Raw genomic sequence first — 19,072 nt, 5'->3', positions numbered from 1 at the left:
ATCGATCTCTGCTTTTGCTCGAAATCACGTTAAAACGGCGCCCAGCCACACAGGACGACGCGTTGACCAGACCTCCGGACATTGGATTCGCAGCCTCTCTTGCTGCCCGCAGCACGCGCGTAGCCGGTGTGCTTCTCGTCACCGCCGCGATGGTGACGGCAGCGTCGTTCGCGCAGAACGTGCCGGTGCCGAAGCCGGCGCCGAAGGGCCGTGACAATGCTACGCCCTCGGGAGGGCCGGCGAATACAGGCGCGACGCAGGCGCCGCCGAATCCGATCATTCCCGATCCGCGGCGCAACGTGCCGAGCAGCATCTTCCAGACGTTCGATGCGAACCAGAAGGCGCAGGCGGCCAAGGTCAGCGCCTATCTGTCGTCGCTCTCGACGCTGGTCGGAAATTTCGTCCAGGTCGGCCCCGACGGCAGCAAGACGCAAGGCGATTTCTACATCCAGAAGCCGGGCAAGGTCCGCTTCGAATATGATCCGCCGAGCCCGATCGACATCATCGCCGACGGATCGTCGGTGGTGGTGCGCGACCGCAAGCTCGCGACGCAGGACGTCTATCCGCTGTCGCAGACGCCGCTGCGCTTCCTGTTGTCTGACCGCATCGATCTGATGAAGGACACCAATGTCGTCAACGTCACCGCCGACGATCTCTTCATCAGCGTCACCATCGAAGAGAAGCAGGCCCTGGTCGGCACCAGCCGCCTGCTGCTGATGATCGGCGCCAAGGACGGCCAGCTGAAGCAATGGACCGTCACTGATCCCCAAGGCTATGACACCACGGTGGCGGTCTACAATCTCGATGCGAGCAAGAAGCTCGATCCCAGCATGTTCAAGATCGACTTCACCAATTACAGCGTGCCGTCGCCGGGTTGACGGTCCGTAGGGTGGGTTAGCCCTGCAGATGCGCAAGGCGCATCTGCAGGGCGTAACCCACCGCTTCTGCCTCAGCGAAAAGCAAGTCGGTGGATTACGCTTCGCTGATCCACCCTACAAACTGCCGCCCGCGACAATCCATGCTAAGACGCAACTCTCATGCGTCTTTCCCTGACAACCTGGAACATCAACTCGGTGCGGCTGCGCATCGATCTGGTCGCGAAGTTTCTCAAGAGCGCACGGCCCGACGTGCTGTGCCTCCAGGAGACCAAGTGCATCGACGACGCCTTTCCGCTGAAGCGCTTCAGGCGGCTCGGCTACGAGCACGTCGCGCTGAACGGGCAGAAGGGCTATCACGGCGTCGCCATCGTTTCGAAGATTCCGTTCGAGGCAACCGACATCCGCACCTTCTGCGACAAGGTGGATTCGCGCCATATCTCGGTGTCGTTCGGCGAGAAGGCCAACATGGCAAAGCCGCTGGTGCTGCATAATTTCTACGTGCCCGCCGGCGGCGACATTCCCGATCCCGCGCTCAACGAAAAATTCGACCACAAGCTCCGCTTCCTCGACGAGTTGAAGGCGTGCGAGCCGCTGCATCCCCGCGGGGAGGATCGCCATATCCTGGTCGGCGATCTCAACGTCGCGCCGCACGAGAACGACGTGTGGTCGCACAGGCAACTTCTCAAAGTGGTCTCGCATACGCCTGTCGAAACCGAGAAGCTGAAGGCGGCGCTCGAAGCCGGCGAATGGATCGACGTCGCGCGCGACCGCATTCCGATGTCGGAAAAAGTCTACACGTGGTGGAGCTACCGTTCCGCCGACTGGACCGTCGGCGACCGCGGCCGGCGACTCGACCACATCTGGGTCTCGCGCGCGCTGAAGGATGCGGTCAGCGATTTCAAGATCCTGCGCGATGCACGGAGCTGGGAGCGTCCCTCGGATCACGTCCCTGTCACGGTGACTCTGGAGGTTTAGGCCTCCGCCGTCATTCCGGGGCGCGACAAAGTCGCGAGCCCCGGAGTGACGGATAGAGAGACTCACGTACTCAGCTTCGAACCCGCCATCAGGATATCGCTGGCGATCTGGCTGGAGCGAACCGCGAATTCGTCGCGCAGGCGGACCGCCGCAGCGGGATCGCTCTCGAGCACACGCTGAAACAGGCTGCGCGCGATGCGGATGACGGAGGAGTGCTCCAGTGCGACCGCGCCGGACGGCCGCTTCATCGGCACGACCAGCGCGAGCTCGCCGATCAGCGTACCGGGGCCGGCGATCATCTCGGCGCCGGCGCCGTCATCGACGCGAAAGGCGCCGCGCTGGACCACGAAGCCGGCGTCGGCGTCATCACCGAGATTGAACAGGATATCGCCTCGAACGAAGTCACGCTGCTCGGAACCGATCGCCAGCATGCGCAACGAGGCGTCTCCCAACAGGCGCAGTGTCGGGACACGCTCGAGCAGCGCTACGTCGTCATCGATTGACATTCCGGTCCGTGGCTCGTGGAACGCGCCAATTTACGACGAATCGCGCGTTTCCGGAACGTATCACGGCACCAGCTTGTAGCCACCGGCTTCCGTCACCAGGATTTCCGGGTTGGCGGCGTCCTTCTCGATCTTCTGGCGCAGGCGGTAGATGTGGGTTTCCAGCGTATGGGTGGTCACGCCGGAATTGTAGCCCCAGACCTCCTGGAGCAGGGTCTCGCGCGAGACCGGCATCTGGCCGGCCCGGTAAAGGAAGCGCAGGATCGCGGTTTCCTTCTCGGTGAGACGGACCTTGCGGGCATTGGCCGCGGTCAGCATCTTGGAGCCGGGGCGGAAGGAGTAGGGACCGACCGAGAACACCGCGTCCTCGCTGGCCTCGTGCTGTCGCAGCTGCGCGCGGATGCGGGCCAGCAACACCGCGAAACGGAATGGCTTTGCGACATAATCATTGGCACCGGATTCCAGGCCCAAAATCGTGTCGGAATCGGTGTCATGCCCCGTCAGCATGATGATCGGCGCCTTGAAGCCGCCCTTGCGCAGCGAGCGAACCACTTCGCGGCCATCGGTGTCGGGAAGGCCGACATCCATCAGAACGAGGTCGGGAGCGTTGGCCTTTGCAGCGCTGGCGCCCTTGGCGCCGGTATCGACGGCGGAGGCTTCAAATTCTTCGTGCAGCGATAATTGCTCCACCAACGTGTCGCGCAGATCGGTATCGTCATCCACGATCAGGATCTTGCGGGCATTGGCCATAGGGGGTCATCCTTTTGGAGTCCGGCGAGGCGCATCATGCCGCACTCAGCCGTGGTGGGAAGTTTAAAACGATCGCTATTTTTATTGTTGTTCGTGTTGAAGTAGTGGGCTGTGACCGATTCACAAGCCGGAATTACTCTAACCCAGAATAGCAGGGCGGTCCGATGAATGTCCTGTAATGTACATTGCATGGCGCGTTCACATGAAAAACAGAGCTGTTTCAGCCAGTTACAACAGAAATCGTGGATCAGGACCGCTTTCCGCGATCCGCGTAAAGGCTGCCGCCGGCAATCCGCGCCGGGGCTGGCTGACGGCAGGTGGCTTGACGATTCCAGTGGCGCTGGGGCGCGGCGGCATTCTGGCCAATAAGCGCGAGGGCGATGGCGGCACCCCCAGGGGCCATTTCCGTCCGCGGCAATTGTGGTGGCGGGGCGACCGCCACAGCCGGCCCAAGACCTTTTTGCCGGCACGGACGATCGGGGACATGGATGCCTGGTGCGAAGATCCCAGGGATCGCCACTACAACCAGTGGATCCGCCGCGGGGAGGGCGAGGGCGGCGACCGGCTGAAGCGGGCGGACCATCTCTATGACTTCATCATCGAAATCGACCACAACACCAGGCCGCGCATCGCCGGCCGCGGCAGCGCCGTGTTCCTGCATCTGGCGCGCGAGAATTTCGGCCCGACCGCCGGCTGCGTCTCCATGACCAGAGCGGCGATGCTCCATCTGCTGCGGCGGATAGGACCAAGAACAAGAATCATCATCGGGTGATGGTTCATGCTCGGCAAGGATCCGTCATTGCGACTCGCAATGACGAATTCGAGAGCGGTCGCCGGGCTCGATCCTTGCCGTCGGCAATCACCGATGCCCGAAGATGGCGCTTCCCACGCGCACATGGGTGGCGCCCAACATGATGGCGGTCGCATAATCCGCGCTCATGCCCATCGACAGGTTCTTTAGTCCGTTGCGCGCGGCGATCTTGGCCGTCAGCGCGAAATGAGCCGCCGGCGGCTCGTCCACCGGCGGGATGCACATCAGGCCCGAGATCGTCAGACCATAGGTGTCGCGGCAGCTCTCGAGGAAGGCGTCCGCCTCGCCGGGCGGGACGCCGGCCTTCTGCGGCTCCTCGCCCGTGTTGATCTGGACGAAGAGTTGCGGGTGCTTGTTCTGGGATTCGATTTCTTTGGCTAACGCCTGGCAAATGCTCGGACGGTCGACAGAATGGATCGCGTCGAACAGCGCGACCGCCTCTTTCGCCTTGTTGGATTGCAGCGGCCCGATCAGATGCAGCGCGATGTCAGAGTAAACAGATGTTAGTGCCGGCCACTTGCCCTTGGCCTCCTGCACGCGATTTTCGCCGAATACGCGCTGTCCGGCGCCGATAACCGGGATGACTGCGTCCGCCGCGAACGTCTTGGACACCGCGATCAACGTGACGGACGCACGATCACGCCGCGCATCCTTGCAGGCGCGTGCAATCTCCGCTTGGACCGCAGCGAGCGCATTTGGTGAATCGCCGGTTACCGGCGCCGTGTCGTGTTCTGTCATGGTGTCGGTTGAGCCGTGATCGTAACGGAAGTAGGTCCAATTTTACCGAGTTCAAGAAAGGGTTTTTGAACCCTTCGCTTTACCTTGGTGCGCGGGGTGGGTCGCGCATATGGCAAACGTTAGTTTCAACCGCAAACGAGCAAAACTCAAGCAGGTCCTCGGCATCAGGGCCAGGCTTGCATTGCTCGCGGTGATTCTGGTCGCGCCCCTGATGCTCGAGCGCATCCGATCGCTCGAGCACACCCGCACCGAGCAGATTGCGCAGGCCACGGCCGAATTCACCACCGTCGCAAGGCACAGCGCCGATGCGCAGCGCGAGGTGATCTCGTCGGTCGAGACCATCTTGAAATCAGAAGCTTTCATCCGTGCCTCCGCCGGCGGCGTCAGCAAGAGCTGCGACGTGCTGCGTGCGAGCCTGCCGACGAGCCTCCCCTGGATCCGCACGCTCCTGATCGCCGGCCAGGACGGCCGGATCCAGTGCGCGACCAACAACATGTATGTCGGCCTCGACCTCTCCGATCGGCCCTATTTCCAGCAGGCCCAGCAGACCGGCCGCTTCGTGCTGTCCGACTTCATCCTGTCGCGACCGGTGCAGGCGCCGACCGTGATGGCGGTCTACCCGGTCTCCGCGTTCAGTGGTGCCGCTGATGCCGTCGTGCTCGCAACCGTCAACCTCGACTGGATGTCGAAGGTGATGAACAATCTTGGCGGCCGCGAAGGCATCACGGCGGTGCTGGTCGACAGCGCCGGCACCGTGATGGCCGCACCCGCCGACCAGCACGGCGCGGTCGGTCGTCCGCTCGACGACATGCCGCTGATGTCCGCGATCGCAGACCAGGCCTTGCGCTCCGACCAGGACGAAGGTTCGCTGTCGTTCCTCGCCGCCGATGGTTCGCGGCGCGCCGTCAGCTACACGCGTATCGCCGGCACCAATGCCCGCCTGATCGCCAGTATCGATGAGGACAAGGTGTCCGCAGCGGTGAGCCGCGACATCAGGACCGCCTATCTCCAGCTCGCCTTCGTCGTCGTGTTCGTGCTGCTCGGCGCGCTGATTGCCGCTGAAAAGCTCGTGATCATGCCGATCGAAATGCTCGCCGACATGGCCAAGCGTCTCGGCGAGGGCGATCTGTCGGCCCGCGCAGCACGTAAAAGCCTGCCGTCCGAATTCGTGCCGCTGGCGCGCGCGTTCAACGCGATGGCCGCGCAGCTCAGCCAGCGCGAGCGCGAGCTGATCGCAAGCAATGACCGGCTGACGGTGATGGCATCGATCGACATGCTGTCGGGCCTCGCCAACCGCCGCGGGTTCCAGAGCCGCCTCGACTTCGAATGGATGCGCGCCCAGCAATATGGCAGCGAGCTCGCGCTGCTGATGATCGATGTCGACCATTTCAAGCTGTTCAACGACACCTACGGCCATCTCGAAGGCGATTCCTGCCTGACCCGGCTCGGCGAGTCGCTGTCCGGCATCGCCGCCGACACGATGGGCTTTGCGGCACGCTATGGCGGCGAAGAGTTCTGCCTGCTGCTGCCGAACACCGACGTGAACCACGCCGTCGAGATCGGCGAGCAGGTGCGCGCGGCCGTGCTGAAGCTTTGCCTGCCGCACATCACCTCCGCCCATATGGTGGTTACGGTGTCGATCGGCGTTGCGGCGACGCGGCCCAACGAGAGCTTGCGTCCGGGCGATCTGATCGAAGCCGCCGACGCCGCGCTCTACGCCGCCAAGCATCGCGGCCGCAACAACGTGGTCGAGCATGGCGTGCACGCGATCGAGAACGGCGCCACGGACATGATGATGAGCGGTGTCTCCCTGGTCGCGTCTTGAAGCCGGGCCTCCGCCGTCTTGATTCGAGCGTTGAGGTGCTCCGGGGGGCCTATTGCATTTCGGCAAGCCATTGACCCGCTGAGGACTTTTGTGGCCTAGTCCGCCCTCTCAAGGCGGCCCGAACTCTCGAAAACCCAACGATTCCATGACCTCCGAACGCTATAACGCCCGCGACGCCGAACCGCGCTGGCAGCGCATATGGGACGAACAGGCGATCTTCGTCTCGAAGAACGATGATTCCCGGCCCAAATACTACGTGCTGGAGATGTTCCCCTACCCCTCCGGGCGCATCCATATCGGCCATGTCCGCAATTATACGCTCGGCGACGTGCTGGCCCGCTTCATGCGCGCCAAGGGATTTAACGTGCTGCATCCGATGGGCTGGGACGCCTTCGGCCTGCCGGCCGAGAACGCCGCCATCGAGCGCAAGGTCGCGCCGAAGGCCTGGACCTACGACAACATCGCCGCGATGAAGAAGCAGCTCCGCTCGATCGGGCTGTCGCTGGACTGGTCCCGCGAATTCGCGACCTGCGATCCCAGCTATTACAAGCATCAGCAGAAGATGTTCCTGGACATGCTCGCCGCGGGCCTTGCCGAGCGGGAGAACCGCAAGCTCAACTGGGATCCGGTCGACATGACCGTGCTCGCCAACGAGCAGGTGATCGACGGCCGCGGCTGGCGCTCCGGCGCCGTTGTCGAGCAGCGCGAGATGAGCCAGTGGGTCTTCAAGATCACGAAGTACGCGCAGGAATTGCTGTCGGCGCTTGATGGCCTCGACCGCTGGCCCGACAAGGTCAGGCTGATGCAGCGCAACTGGATCGGCCGCTCCGAAGGCCTCTTGATCCGCTTCGCGCTGGATCAGGCGACGACGCCGGCCGGCGAGAGCGAGCTGAAGATTTTCACGACCCGCCCGGATACGCTGTTCGGCGCGAAATTCATGGCAATCTCGGCGGATCATCCGCTGGCGCAGGCAGCAGCCGCAAAGAACCCGAAACTTGCGGAGTTCATCGCCGACATCAAGAAGATCGGAACCGCGCAGTCGATCATCGACACCGCGGAGAAGCAGGGTTTCGACACCGGGATCCGCGCGGTTCATCCATTCGATCCGGGCTGGAAGCTGCCGGTCTATGTCGCCAACTTCGTGCTGATGGAATACGGTACCGGCGCGATCTTCGGCTGCCCCGCGCATGACCAGCGGGACCTCGACTTCGTCAACAAGTACAATCTCGGCAACACGCCCGTCGTGTGTCCCGAGGGCCAGGATCCCAAGACGTTCGTCATCACCGACACCGCCTATGACGGTGATGGCCGCATGATCAATTCCCGCTTCCTCGACGGCATGACGATCGAGCAGGCCAAGGAGGAGGTCGCAAAGCGGCTGGAAAATGAGCTGCGCGGCAACGCGCCGGTCGGTGAGCGCCAGGTCAATTTCCGCCTGCGCGACTGGGGCATTTCGCGCCAGCGCTATTGGGGCTGCCCGATTCCCGTCATCCACTGCCCGAGGTGCGACGTGGTGCCGGTGCCGGATGCCGACCTGCCGGTGGTGCTGCCGGAGGATGTCAGCTTCGACAAGCCGGGCAACGCGCTCGATCATCATCCGACCTGGAAGCACGTCACGTGTCCCAAGTGCGGTGGCAAGGCGAGCCGCGAAACCGACACCATGGACACCTTCGTGGATTCGTCCTGGTATTTTGCGCGCTTCACCGATCCCTGGAACGCGAACGCGCCGACGACGCCTGATGTCGCCAACCGGATGCTGCCGGTCGACCAGTATATCGGCGGCGTCGAGCACGCGATCCTGCATCTGCTCTACAGCCGCTTCTTCACCCGCGCCATGAAGGCGACCGGACACCTTGCGCTGGACGAGCCGTTCGCCGGCATGTTCACGCAGGGCATGGTGGTGCACGAGACCTACCAGAAGGCCGACGGCAGCTGGGTGCAGCCGGCCGAGGTGAAGATCGAGGTCGGCGGCAACGGACGCCGCGCCGTGCTGCTCAGCACAGGCGAGGACGTCACGATCGGTCCGATCGAGAAGATGTCGAAGTCGAAGAAGAACACGGTCGACCCCGACGACATCATCGCGACCTATGGTGCCGACGTCGCCCGCTGGTTCATGCTGTCGGACTCCCCGCCCGACCGCGATGTGATCTGGAGCGACGAGCGCGTCCAGGGCGCCTCGCGCTTCGTGCAGCGGCTGTGGCGGCTGGTGAATGACGCACTGGAACTCGGTAAAGGCGCGCCAGCGGCTCGGCCGGCCTCGTTTGGCGACGACGCGATTGCCCTGCGCAAGGCCGCCCACGGCGCGCTCGACAAGGTCACGACCGGCATCGAGCGGCTGCACTTCAACGTCTGCCTCGCCCATATCCGCGAGTTCACGAACACCTTCTCGGAGGTGCTGCAGCGCCCCGGCCAGCCGGCTGCTGATTTGGCTCCAGATCTGGCGTGGGCGATCCGGGAGGCCAGCCAGATCCTGGTCCAGCTGGTCTCGCCGATGATGCCGCATCTGGCCGAGGAGTGCTGGCAGGTTCTGGGCCAGCCCGGGCTGGTTTCCGAGGCCAATTGGCCGCAAATCGAACGCGATTTGCTGGTTGAAGACAGCGTGACCCTGGTGGTCCAGGTCAACGGCAAGAAGCGGGGTGAAGTCACAGTTGCAACAGCGGCCCAAAATCCGGAAATCGAGGCTGCCGCTTTGGCCCTCGATGCTGTAAAACTGGCCCTGGACGGCAAGCCCGTCCGCAAGGTGATCATCGTTCCCAAGAGGATCGTGAATGTTGTCGGCTAGGATCCGTATCGCAGCCCGCTTGCTGGCGGTCGGCGCATTGGCGGCGCTGACGGCCGGCTGCTTCCAGCCGATGTATGCCGAGCATACGGATGGCACCCCGGGCTTGCGCGAAAAGCTGATGGGGGTCGAGCTTCCGCCGATCAGCAAGGCCAACGCCTCGCGCGAGGCCCGGGTCGGCGTCGAAGTCCGCAACGCCCTCGCCTTCAAGCTGTACGGCTCGGCAACGGGCATGCCCCCGACCCATCGGCTGGACATCCGTTTCAGCTCCAGCAAGTCGTCGCTGATCGTCGATCCCAACACCGGCCTGCCGAACACCGAGAACTACGGCATCGACTGCCAGTACAACCTGATCGAGGTCGCGACCGGCAAATCGGTGATGACCGGCACCACGTTCTCGCGCGTGTCCTACGACCTGCCCGGCTCGTACCAGCGCTTCGCCCGCAACCGTGCGGCGCGTGACGCCGAGGATCGTGCCGCGAACGAGATCGCCGAGAACATCAACACCCGGCTTGCCGCGTTCTTCACCGCGGGCACCTGATCCGTTTCCTATCGTTTCGGGGGCGCGAAGCGCGAACCCGGAGCGACGAAACTCGAGCAACATGGTCGCGCTGCGCGGAAAAGAGATCGACGCCTTCCTCGCCCGACCCGATGCGGGCCGGCCGATCGTCCTGCTCTATGGTCCTGATGCCGGTCTCGTGCGCGAACGCGCCGACGCGCTGATCGCGTCCGCCGTCGACGATCCCGATGATCCCTTCTCGCTGGTCAAACTCGACGGCGACGAACTCTCCGCCGAGCCGTCGCGCCTCGTTGACGAAGCCATGACCGTGCCGCTGTTCGGCGGTCGCCGCGCCATTCGCATCCGCGCGGGCTCGCGCAGCTTTGCCGCCGGCGTCGATACGCTGTCCGAGATGAGCGTGAAGGATTGCCGCATCGTGATCGAGGCCGGCGAGCTGCGGCCGGAATCGCCGCTGCGCAAGGCCTGCGAGAAGGCCAAGACCGCCGTGGCGATCGGCTGCTATCCCGACACCGAGCGCGATCTCGCGAAGCTGATGGAGGACGAGCTCCGCATCGCCAATCTGCGCATCGCGCAGGATGCCCGCGCCGCGCTGATGTCCTTCCTTGGCGGCGACCGCCAGGCCTCGCGCAACGAGCTGCGGAAGCTCACGCTCTACGCCCACGGCAAGGGCGAGATCACGCTTGAAGACGTGATGTCGGTGGTCGCCGATGCGTCCGAGCTGAAGCTCGATCCGATCGTCGACGGCGCCTTCGCCGGCCGGCCCGACATCGTCGAGACTGAATTCGCCAAGGCCATGGTCGCCGGCACCTATCCCGGCGTGATCATCTCCGCCGCGCAGCGCCAGGCCGCGTGGCTGCACAAGTCGGCGCTCGCGATCGCCGACGGCACACCGGCCTCGGCCGTGCTCGATAGCGGTTATCCGCGTCTGCATTTTTCACGAAAGCCTGCGGTGGAGGCGGCGCTGCGCAATTTCAGCGTGACGCGGCTCGCCGCCATCATCGAGCAGCTTGCGACCGCCGCACTCGATACCCGCAAGCAATCCACGCTCGCCGCCGCCATCGCCCAGCGCACGCTGATGGCGATCGCCGCGAATGCGAAGCGGCGGGGGTAAGGCCGACGCCCTTCAGCTCATCGGGAGCGCAACTCTCACCCACGTCATTGCGAGCGCAGCAATGCAATCCAGAATCTTTCCGCGGAGGGACTCTGGATTGCTTCGCTGCGCTCGCAATGACGAGCGGATGGAGCCTGCCCGCTGGACGACACCAGGGACGCGGCTACAGCGCGCCCTTTGCCAGCCGCTTCATCACCTCGTCGAGCTGATCGAGGTTGCGGTAGTTGATCTGGACCGAGCCGCCGGGGTCGCGGTGATTGACTGTCACCTTGAGGCCGAGCGCGTCGCTGACGCGCTTCTCGAGATCGATCGTATCGGCGTCCTTCTCCTTGGCCGCGGTGGCGCGCGGCTTTTGCGGCTTGCGCTCCGGCACGCCCTCTTCATGCGCGAGCGCTTCGGCCTGGCGGACGTTGAGGCCTTCCGCGACGATGCGCTTGGCGGCAGCGAGCGGATCGGGCACGCCGATCAGAGCGCGGGCGTGACCGGCCGTCAGCTCACCGCTGGTGATCAGGGTCTGAACCTCCGTCGGCAGCTTGGTCAGCCGCATCATGTTGGCGACGTGGCTGCGGCTTTTGCCGACGACCTTTGCGATGTCGTCCTGGCTGCGTTTGAACTCGTTGGCGAGCGCATGATAGCCGAGCGCCTCTTCCATCGGGTTGAGGTCTTCGCGCTGCACGTTCTCGACGATCGCGAATTCCAGCGCATCGCTGTCGCTGATGTCGACCGGCACGATCGGCACCTCATGCAGACCGGCCATCTGCGAGGCGCGCCAACGCCGCTCGCCGGCAATGATCTCGAAGCGATCCTGCGCGCCCTTCACGGGACGGACCACGATCGGCTGGATCACGCCATGCTGCTTGATCGATTCGGAGAGCTCCTTGAGCTCGGTGTCCGAAAAGGTGCGGCGCGGATTGCGAGGATTGGCCTTGATGAATTCGATCGGTACCTTGCGCTGCGCGCGTGGACGGTCGACGTGCTGAGCTTCGCCGCCGACGTCACCGATCAGACTCGCAAGACCCCGGCCCAGTCGCGAACGCGCTTCATCGGCCATCGCCAGCTCCCTTGGATTCACGCTGCAGCACTCCAGAACTGAATTTCAAATTGTGGTCGTAGGGCGGATTAGCGAAGCGTAGTCCGCCAGAGGGTTGTTCGAGGCGAGAGACTTGGCGGGTTACGCTGCGCTAACCCGCCCTACGGATCTCACCGTCAATGCGTGACGCGCAGCTCGCGCTCGCGCTGGATCACTTCGGTGGCGAGCCGCAGATAAGCTTCGCTGCCGACGCATTTGAGATCGTAGACCAGCACTGGCTTGCCGTAGGACGGCGCCTCCGAGATGCGGACGTTGCGCGGAATCATGGTCTTGTAGACCTTCTCGCCCATGAACTGCCTGACGTCGGCGACGACCTGGTTGGAGAGGTTGTTGCGCGAGTCAAACATGGTCAGCACGATGCCGTGGATCGACAGGTTCGGGTTGAGCGTCGAGCGCACCTGCTCCACCGTTTGCAGCAATTGCGACAGACCTTCGAGCGCGAAGAACTCGCACTGCAGCGGCACCAGGATCGCGTCCGACGCCGCCATCGCATTCACCGTGAGCAGGTTCAGCGAAGGCGGGCAGTCGATCAGCACGTAGGTGTAGTCGGCCTCAGGCGAGACGTTGTTGTTGAGCGCGCCGATCGCGTCGCGCAGCTTGAAGGCGCGGCCGGGCGTGGTGCCGAGCTCGAGCTCGAGGCCGGAGAGATCCATGGTCGAGGGCGCGATATGCAGCCGCGGCACCGCGGTCGAGACCACCGCCTCGCGCAGCGGGGCTTCGCCGATCAGCACGTCGTAGGTCGAGCACGAGCGGTTGCGGCGATCGATCCCGAGGCCGGTCGAGGCGTTCCCCTGCGGATCGAGATCGACGATCAGGACGCGCTCGCCAATCGCCGCGAGTGCCGTTCCGAGATTGATCGCCGTGGTTGTCTTTCCCACGCCGCCCTTCTGATTCGCCAGCGCCAGGATGCGCGGGTGGCCATGGGGGACGTCAGCCTTTTCTTGGTCCGTCTGATCCTGCTGCGGCACGTCAATCACGGTCATCGAAATTCCCCAACTCAACCCCTGGCGCCTCAGGCGCGCCGTTCAACTGAAGTCAGCTCGACGATCCAGCCATCGCCCGTCCGGCTTCGGTGGAGTTGCGGCTGAATATTCCAATATTTAGCGGCTTCGGTCAATTCAGCCTCTACATCTTGACCCTTCGGAAATAACGCCTTTGCGCCTTGACGCAGCAGCGGCTCCGCAAAGCCGATGAGTTGATGTAGCGGAGCCAGCGCGCGGGCGGTGACGCAATCGACAGGGCCGGTGATTCTATCCACATTATCCCCGATCTCGGCGAGATGTACGACCCCCGGAGATGTGGTGATGCGAACAGCTTCGCGTAGGAAAGCGGCCTTCTTGGCGATTCGCTCGACCAGGTGCACGCTCGCACCTGGAGTCCCCGCCATGGCGCAAGCCAGCACGACGCCGGGAAAGCCGCCACCGCTGCCGAGGTCGGCCCAGCGTGTCGCTGAGGGTGCGAGATCGACGAGTTGAAGCGAGTCGGCGATGTGCCGGGTCCAGAGCTGCGGCAGGGTCGAGGGCGCGACCAGATTGGTCTTGGCCTGCCACTCCCGGAGCAGCGTGATGTAGCGATCGAGCCGCGCCTCCGTTTCATGTGAAACGGGCGCGAGCTTCAACGCGGTGCGCTTGTCGGCGGCGATGATGGAATCAAGCGCCTGATCATTGGCGCCGGCCTTGTCGATCTTCAGCTTGGCCGACCCCGGATCGGTTCGACGCCTGTCGCCCTCACCCGCTCCGGGTCGTCGCGATTGCGGCCTGTCCCCGCCCGGTCCGCGCTGTTTCACGTGAAACGCCTATGCGATTGCTTTGGACTTCCGCGCCTCGCGGCGAAGATAGGCCGCAAGGATGCCGAGGGCGGCCGGCGTCATTCCGTCGATCCGGCCAGCCTGTCCGACTGTGAACGGCCGCGCTTTCTCCAACTTGGCCCGGACCTCGTTGGAGAGACCGGGGACTTGGCTGTAGTCGACTTCCGACAGCACCATCCCCTCGTCGCGCCTGAAAGCCTCGACATCGGCACTCTGGCGTTCCAGATAGACATCGTATTTGGCGTCGATCTCGAGATGGGCCGCGATCACCGGGTCGATAGCGGACAGCTCCGGCCAGATCGCCCGGACCTGGCGCCAGCCGATATCAGGATAGGCCATCAGCTCGAAGGCCGAGCGCCGCTGACCATCCCGGTTCAGAGACAATCCGTGCTTGATCGCCTCGTTCGGGGTGATGGTCAGGGACTTCGAGAGAGCTCGGGCCGCGTTCAAGGCGTCCATCTTGGTTCGGTGGAATTGGATTCGGGCACTGCCGACGCAGCCGAGAGCGATCCCCTTCTCCGTCAGGCGCTGATCGGCATTGTCCGCCCGCAAGGTCAGCCGATACTCGGCCCGCGAGGTGAACATTCGATAGGGCTCGCTGATACCGCGGGTGACAAGGTCGTCGACCATCACGCCGAGGTAGCCGTCCGCCCTGTCGAACACAGTGAGAGCAGCCCCGCTGGCGCAGAGGGCTGCATTAAGACCGGCAACGATGCCTTGGCCCGCAGCTTCCTCATATCCCGTGGTGCCGTTGATCTGTCCCGCCAGGAAGAGACCGCGCAGACGCTTGGTCTGGAGGGTCGGATCGAGCTCGCGGGGATCGATGTGGTCGTATTCGATGGCGTAGCCCGGACGGACCATCTTCACCCGCTCCAAACCGGGGATGCTGGCGAGGATCGCGAGCTGGACCTCCTCCGGGAGGGAGGTCGAGATGCCGTTGGGATAGACGGTGGTATCGTCCAGCCCTTCCGGCTCCAGGAAGATCTGGTGGCCGTCACGGTCGCCGAAGCGGACGATCTTATCCTCGATCGACGGGCAATAGCGCGGCCCCGAGCTCTTGATCTGGCCGGAGTACATCGGGGAGCGATGGACGTTGGCCCGGATCACCTTATGGGTCACCGATGTCGTCCGGGTGATCCCGCACTGGATCTGTGGGGTCGTGATCCGCCCGGTCATCACCGAGAACGGTTCCGGTGGCTCGTCCCCGGGCTGCATCTCGACCGCAGACCAGTCGATGGTCGCGCCATCAAGACGTGGTGGAGTGCCGGTCTTGAGCCGTCCCAGTGTGAAACCGGCACGCTCAAAGGAGGCGGAAAGACCCATCGCGGGCGCTTCGCCGACCCGGCCGGCTGGCCAGTTCTTCTCACCAAGATGGATCAGACCGCGCAGGAAGGTGCCGGTGGTGACGACCACAGCCCCTGCCCGGAGCTCGTGGCCATCCGCCAGCCGCAGTCCGGTGACCCGTCCCTCGACCACGATCAGCTCGTCGGCCTCGCCTTCGATGACAGAAAGGCCATCAGTCTCCCGGATCGCGGCCTGCATGGCCGCCGCATAGAGCTTCCGGTCGGCCTGGGCCCGGGGACCGCGAACAGCAGGACCCTTGCGGCGATTGAGGACGCGAAACTGGATACCGCCGGCATCGCCGACCCGGCCCATCAGACCGTCGAGGGCATCAACCTCACGGACCAGATGGCCCTTCCCCAGACCTCCGATGGCGGGGTTGCAGGACATCGCGCCGACCGTGGCGAAACGATGCGTCACCAGAGCGGTCGCAGCACCCATTCGGGCGGCCGCAGCCGCGGCTTCACAGCCGGCGTGGCCGCCGCCAATGACGATGACGTCGTAACTCTCTCGCTCTGATCGCATGAGCGGACTTCTAGCTCAGAGGGTTGAAAGCCGGAAGTGGAAACTGGGTGAGATGGTGTTTCACGTGAAACGGGCGCCGCGGCTTCGCGCAAAACAACCCCATGGATAGTAGGTGGGCGTGGGGCATCCTTTACGTAAAACAAGCTGGCGCTGGCACGACGCTGGTCATGAGCCGTCTCGCCGCGCCGCACCCGTCATTGCGGCCGAAGGGAAGCAATCCAGAATCACTCGGCAGGAGGGTCTGGATTTGCTTCGTCGCTAGGGCTCCTCGCAATGACGCGGATAGAGCGTGGCGAAACAACCACAGCTGGCTCGCGAAGCGCTGGTGTTTCACGTGAAATAGGGCCGCCCAAATGTTTCACGTGAAACACAAGCAATGGAACAAGCGCTAGTTCTACATTGAAGAACTAGCGCTACTTTCCGATGCAAAATTTCTGGAAAATGGCCCCAAGGACGTCCTCGACGTCGACCCGGCCCAGCAGCCGACCCAGGGCATAGGCTGCGGTACGCAGCTCTTCGGCGGCGAGTTCTTCGCCATCTTCTACAAGCTCCAGACTCCGGCGCAAGCTGCCAGCAGCTCGGCTCAACAGATCTCGTTGGCGAGCCCGGGTCACCAATGCCCCTTCAGTGGTTCCGAAGAAGTCCGCGGCGAATTTCACGAGGGACTCGACCAATTCAGGAATGCCATCGCCGCGGCTTGCCGAGATTCGGAACTCGCTCTGGACGCCGCCCGCTCCGAGATCGATCTTGTTGCGCACGATCCAGACCGGGCCGGGCCGATTGCGCGATTTCGTCGCGGGATCAACGGCACTCTTTCCGTCCACCAGCCAAAGGACGAGGTCCGCGTCATCGGCCCTCGCCCGCGCGCGGCGCACGCCCTCCTGCTCGATGGGATCGTCGGTCTCGCGAATGCCGGCCGTGTCGATGACAGTAACGGGATAGCCATCGAGGTCGAGCTGCACCTCGATCACGTCGCGCGTGGTGCCGGCGTGGGGCGAGACGATCGCGACGTCGCGGCGGGCGAGCTGATTCATCAACGTCGATTTTCCGACATTCGGCTCGCCCGCGATCGCGACCACCAGGCCGTCGCGCAGGCGTTCAGAATGTCCCTGTGCCGCGAGGGCCTTTGCAATCTCATCGTGCAACGCTTCGATCGCCTTCACGGCCGGCGCCCTCAATTCCGCAGGCACATCGCCTTCATCGGAAAAATCGATTCCGGCTTCGATCAGTGCCGAGGCTTCGATGATGCGCTCGCGCCAGTCGCGCGCGCGATCGCCGAGCAGGCCCTGCAGCTGGCGCAGTGCCTGGCGACGTTGGCGCTCGGTGTCGGCGTGGATGAGATCGTCGAGGCCCTCCGCTTCGACGAGGTCGAGCTTGCCGTTCTCGAAGGCGCGCCGGGTGAACTCGCCGGGCTCGGCCGCGCGGGTATTCGGAATCTCAGAAATAGCTGCGAGGAGCGCGGCCAGCACCGCGCGGCCGCCATGAACATGGAATTCGGCGACGTCCTCGCCGGTTGCACTGCCCGGCCCGGGAAACCAGAGTACGACCGCGTCGTCGATCTGTTGGCCCGCGCTGTCACGCAGCAGCCGGCGACTGGTCTGCCGCGGGGCCGGCAATTTGCCCGCGAGAGTCGTCAGCACCAGGCTAGCCCGCGGGCCCGACACGCGCACCATGGCGATCGCGCTCGGCAGACGGCCGGACGACAGCGCAAAGATGGTCTGATCTCGCGGGTGCATGGCTTATTTGTCCGGGTCCAGACCAAAACGCAAACGGCGCGTTGTTCGACGCCAGCCCCCCACTTTGCTGCGGTGCAAATCCGCAGCATCCACCTTTGTTGCATCGCAATATGGACCGCAGCATTTTGCTGCATCTTCACGGACTCGAGCCGGTTTCGGCTCGCGCCAGGTCAGTATTTTTTTAGAAAAACCAAAGTCTTAGAAGGGTAGCACTCTATCCCCATGGCTGCACATTTGCCGCAGCAAAGCCGCAGAAAAAAGGGCGCCCGAAGGCGCCCTCTGATCTTTTGATGCATCCTGGTCAGGTATTCATGGAATCGAAGAACTCCGAATTGCTCTTGGTCGAGCGCAGCTTGTCGAGCAGGAAATCGATCGCGTCCATTGTGCCCATTGGATTCAGGATGCGGCGGAGCACGTACATCTTCTTGAGCACCTGCGGATCGGTGATGAGCTCCTCCTTGCGGGTGCCGGAGCGCGAGATGTCGATCGCCGGGAAGGTACGCTTGTCCGAGACCTTCCGGTCCAGGATGAGTTCCGAGTTACCGGTGCCCTTGAACTCTTCGAAGATGACTTCGTCCATGCGGCTGCCGGTATCGACCAGCGCGGTCGCGATGATGGTCAGCGAGCCGCCCTCCTCGATGTTGCGGGCGGCACCGAAGAAACGCTTCGGCCGCTGCAGCGCGTTGGCGTCGACACCGCCGGTCAGCACCTTGCCTGACGACGGCACCACGGTGTTGTAGGCACGGCCAAGGCGCGTGATCGAATCGAGCAGGATGACGACGTCGCGGCCATGCTCGACCAAGCGCTTGGCTTTTTCGATCACCATTTCGGCGACCTGGACGTGACGCACGGCCGGTTCGTCAAAGGTCGACGATACGACCTCGCCCTTCACCGAGCGCTGCATGTCAGTGACTTCTTCCGGACGCTCGTCGATCAGCAGCACGATCAGGTAGCAATCCGGGTGATTCGCAGTGATCGAATGCGCGATATTCTGCATCAGCACGGTTTTACCCGTGCGGGGCGGCGCCACGATCAACGCGCGCTGGCCCTTGCCGATCGGTGCGACGATGTCGATCACGCGTGCAGACAGGTCTTTCCGCGTCGGATCGTCGATTTCCATGCGGAAACGCTGATTCGGAAACAGCGGTGTGAGGTTATCGAAATTGACCTTGTGCTTGGCCTTTTCCGGGTCCTCGAAATTGAGCGTGTTGACCTTCAGCAGCGCGAAATAACGTTCGCCCTCTTTCGGGCTGCGGATATGGCCTTCGATGGTGTCGCCGGTGCGCAGGCCGAAGCGGCGGATCTGCGAAGGCGAGACGTAGATATCATCTGGGCCCGGCAGATAATTGGCATCGGGCGAGCGGAGGAAGCCGAAGCCGTCGGACAGCACCTCGACGACGCCCTCACCGACGATGTCGGTTTCTGCGAGCGCGAGCTGCTTGAGGATGGCGAACAGCAGCTCCTGCTTGCGCATGGTGCTGGCATTCTCGACCCCATTCTCTTCCGCGAACGAGACGAGCTCGGCCGGCGTCTTCGACTTGAGGTCCTGGAGTTTAATTTCCCGCATTGGGGTGGTCCTGTGGGGTAACCTTGGGAGGGGGTGCGAGGAGGCTCTGAAATGCGGACGTGAGAAGGTAAGGTCCGCAGGTCTGGCAAGGTTAAGTGCCGGTGGGGGCTTCAAAC

At 63.6% G+C, this 19,072-nt stretch carries 17 protein-coding genes; 8 read left to right on the top strand and 9 right to left on the bottom strand.

What is annotated here, in order from left to right; translation table 11 throughout:
* The first annotated feature begins 149 nt into the window (after window positions 1-149).
* Window positions 150-878, top strand: a complete 729-nt coding sequence (locus BM222_RS22955; RefSeq protein WP_092232691.1) for an outer membrane lipoprotein carrier protein LolA — start codon at window positions 150-152, stop codon at window positions 876-878.
* Window positions 879-1,037: 159 nt separating this feature from the next.
* Window positions 1,038-1,853 (top strand): exodeoxyribonuclease III, encoded by an 816-nt coding sequence (gene xth / locus BM222_RS22950; RefSeq protein WP_092232460.1) that lies wholly within the window; start codon window positions 1,038-1,040, stop codon window positions 1,851-1,853.
* A gap of 62 nt (window positions 1,854-1,915) precedes the next feature.
* Here xth and BM222_RS22945 read toward each other — a convergent pair whose 3' ends face one another.
* Together BM222_RS22945 and BM222_RS22940 are read right to left on the bottom strand one after the other, a co-directional pair.
* Entirely contained in the window at window positions 1,916-2,359 is a 444-nt protein-coding gene (locus BM222_RS22945; RefSeq protein WP_092232458.1) for a cyclic nucleotide-binding domain-containing protein, read from the bottom strand.
* Between the two features lie 60 nt (window positions 2,360-2,419).
* A complete protein-coding gene (locus BM222_RS22940) occupies window positions 2,420-3,106 on the bottom strand; it encodes a response regulator transcription factor (RefSeq protein WP_007598630.1) in 687 nt (228 codons plus the stop codon).
* A 202-nt stretch (window positions 3,107-3,308) separates the two neighbouring features.
* Between BM222_RS22940 and BM222_RS22935 the strand changes: the two genes are divergently transcribed.
* Complete coding sequence (locus BM222_RS22935; RefSeq protein WP_092232455.1) at window positions 3,309-3,878, top strand: L,D-transpeptidase family protein; 570 nt, start codon at window positions 3,309-3,311, stop codon at window positions 3,876-3,878.
* Window positions 3,879-3,965: 87 nt separating this feature from the next.
* Here BM222_RS22935 and BM222_RS22930 read toward each other — a convergent pair whose 3' ends face one another.
* Complete coding sequence (locus BM222_RS22930; RefSeq protein ID WP_092232452.1) at window positions 3,966-4,655, bottom strand: YggS family pyridoxal phosphate-dependent enzyme; 690 nt, start codon at window positions 4,653-4,655, stop codon at window positions 3,966-3,968.
* A 109-nt stretch (window positions 4,656-4,764) separates the two neighbouring features.
* Between BM222_RS22930 and BM222_RS22925 the strand changes: the two genes are divergently transcribed.
* From BM222_RS22925 to holA, 4 genes are all read left to right on the top strand, one after another.
* A complete protein-coding gene (locus tag BM222_RS22925) occupies window positions 4,765-6,480 on the top strand; it encodes a diguanylate cyclase domain-containing protein (protein WP_092232449.1) in 1,716 nt (571 codons plus the stop codon).
* Between the two features lie 145 nt (window positions 6,481-6,625).
* Window positions 6,626-9,262, top strand: coding sequence for a leucine--tRNA ligase (gene leuS, locus BM222_RS22920; RefSeq protein WP_092232446.1), 2,637 nt, complete (start codon window positions 6,626-6,628; stop codon window positions 9,260-9,262).
* Entirely contained in the window at window positions 9,249-9,800 is a 552-nt protein-coding gene (gene lptE / locus BM222_RS22915; protein WP_092232443.1) for an LPS assembly lipoprotein LptE, read from the top strand. The genes leuS and lptE overlap by 14 nt, the downstream gene beginning before the upstream one ends.
* Before the next feature lie 61 nt (window positions 9,801-9,861).
* A complete protein-coding gene (holA, locus tag BM222_RS22910; protein ID WP_092232440.1) occupies window positions 9,862-10,890 on the top strand; it encodes a DNA polymerase III subunit delta in 1,029 nt (342 codons plus the stop codon).
* 163 nt (window positions 10,891-11,053) lie between these two features.
* Here the strand turns inward: holA and BM222_RS22905 are convergent, their stop codons facing one another.
* The 4 genes from BM222_RS22905 to mnmG form a co-directional block, all read right to left on the bottom strand.
* The gene (locus BM222_RS22905; RefSeq protein ID WP_177243387.1) at window positions 11,054-11,941 is read right to left on the bottom strand and encodes a ParB/RepB/Spo0J family partition protein; all 888 of its coding nucleotides are present in this window, start codon (window positions 11,939-11,941) and stop codon (window positions 11,054-11,056) included.
* 155 nt (window positions 11,942-12,096) lie between these two features.
* Window positions 12,097-12,963, bottom strand: a complete 867-nt coding sequence (locus tag BM222_RS22900) for a ParA family protein (protein WP_092232434.1) — start codon at window positions 12,961-12,963, stop codon at window positions 12,097-12,099.
* A 29-nt stretch (window positions 12,964-12,992) separates the two neighbouring features.
* On the bottom strand, window positions 12,993-13,766 hold the full coding sequence (rsmG, locus tag BM222_RS22895) for a 16S rRNA (guanine(527)-N(7))-methyltransferase RsmG (RefSeq protein WP_092232432.1): 774 nt from the start codon (window positions 13,764-13,766) through the stop codon (window positions 12,993-12,995).
* A gap of 9 nt (window positions 13,767-13,775) precedes the next feature.
* Complete coding sequence (gene mnmG / locus BM222_RS22890) at window positions 13,776-15,653, bottom strand: tRNA uridine-5-carboxymethylaminomethyl(34) synthesis enzyme MnmG (RefSeq protein ID WP_092232429.1); 1,878 nt, start codon at window positions 15,651-15,653, stop codon at window positions 13,776-13,778.
* A 112-nt stretch (window positions 15,654-15,765) separates the two neighbouring features.
* On the opposite strand from mnmG, the gene BM222_RS43360 reads away from it, so the two are divergent.
* Window positions 15,766-15,915 carry a hypothetical protein gene (locus BM222_RS43360; protein ID WP_502690916.1) on the top strand — a complete coding sequence of 50 codons (150 nt, stop codon included), beginning with the start codon at window positions 15,766-15,768 and terminating at the stop codon, window positions 15,913-15,915.
* A 151-nt stretch (window positions 15,916-16,066) separates the two neighbouring features.
* Here BM222_RS43360 and mnmE read toward each other — a convergent pair whose 3' ends face one another.
* Window positions 16,067-17,389, bottom strand: a complete 1,323-nt coding sequence (mnmE, locus tag BM222_RS22885; protein ID WP_092232426.1) for a tRNA uridine-5-carboxymethylaminomethyl(34) synthesis GTPase MnmE — start codon at window positions 17,387-17,389, stop codon at window positions 16,067-16,069.
* Between the two features lie 301 nt (window positions 17,390-17,690).
* Entirely contained in the window at window positions 17,691-18,956 is a 1,266-nt protein-coding gene (gene rho, locus BM222_RS22880) for a transcription termination factor Rho (protein WP_092232423.1), read from the bottom strand.
* Window positions 18,957-19,072 lie beyond the last annotated feature (116 nt).

This window comes from Bradyrhizobium sp. Gha (assembly GCF_900113735.1).
GTDB lineage: Bacteria > Pseudomonadota > Alphaproteobacteria > Rhizobiales > Xanthobacteraceae > Bradyrhizobium.
The sequence above is the reverse complement of the archived record's forward strand: the minus strand, read 5'-3'. Positions and strand labels throughout refer to the sequence as shown.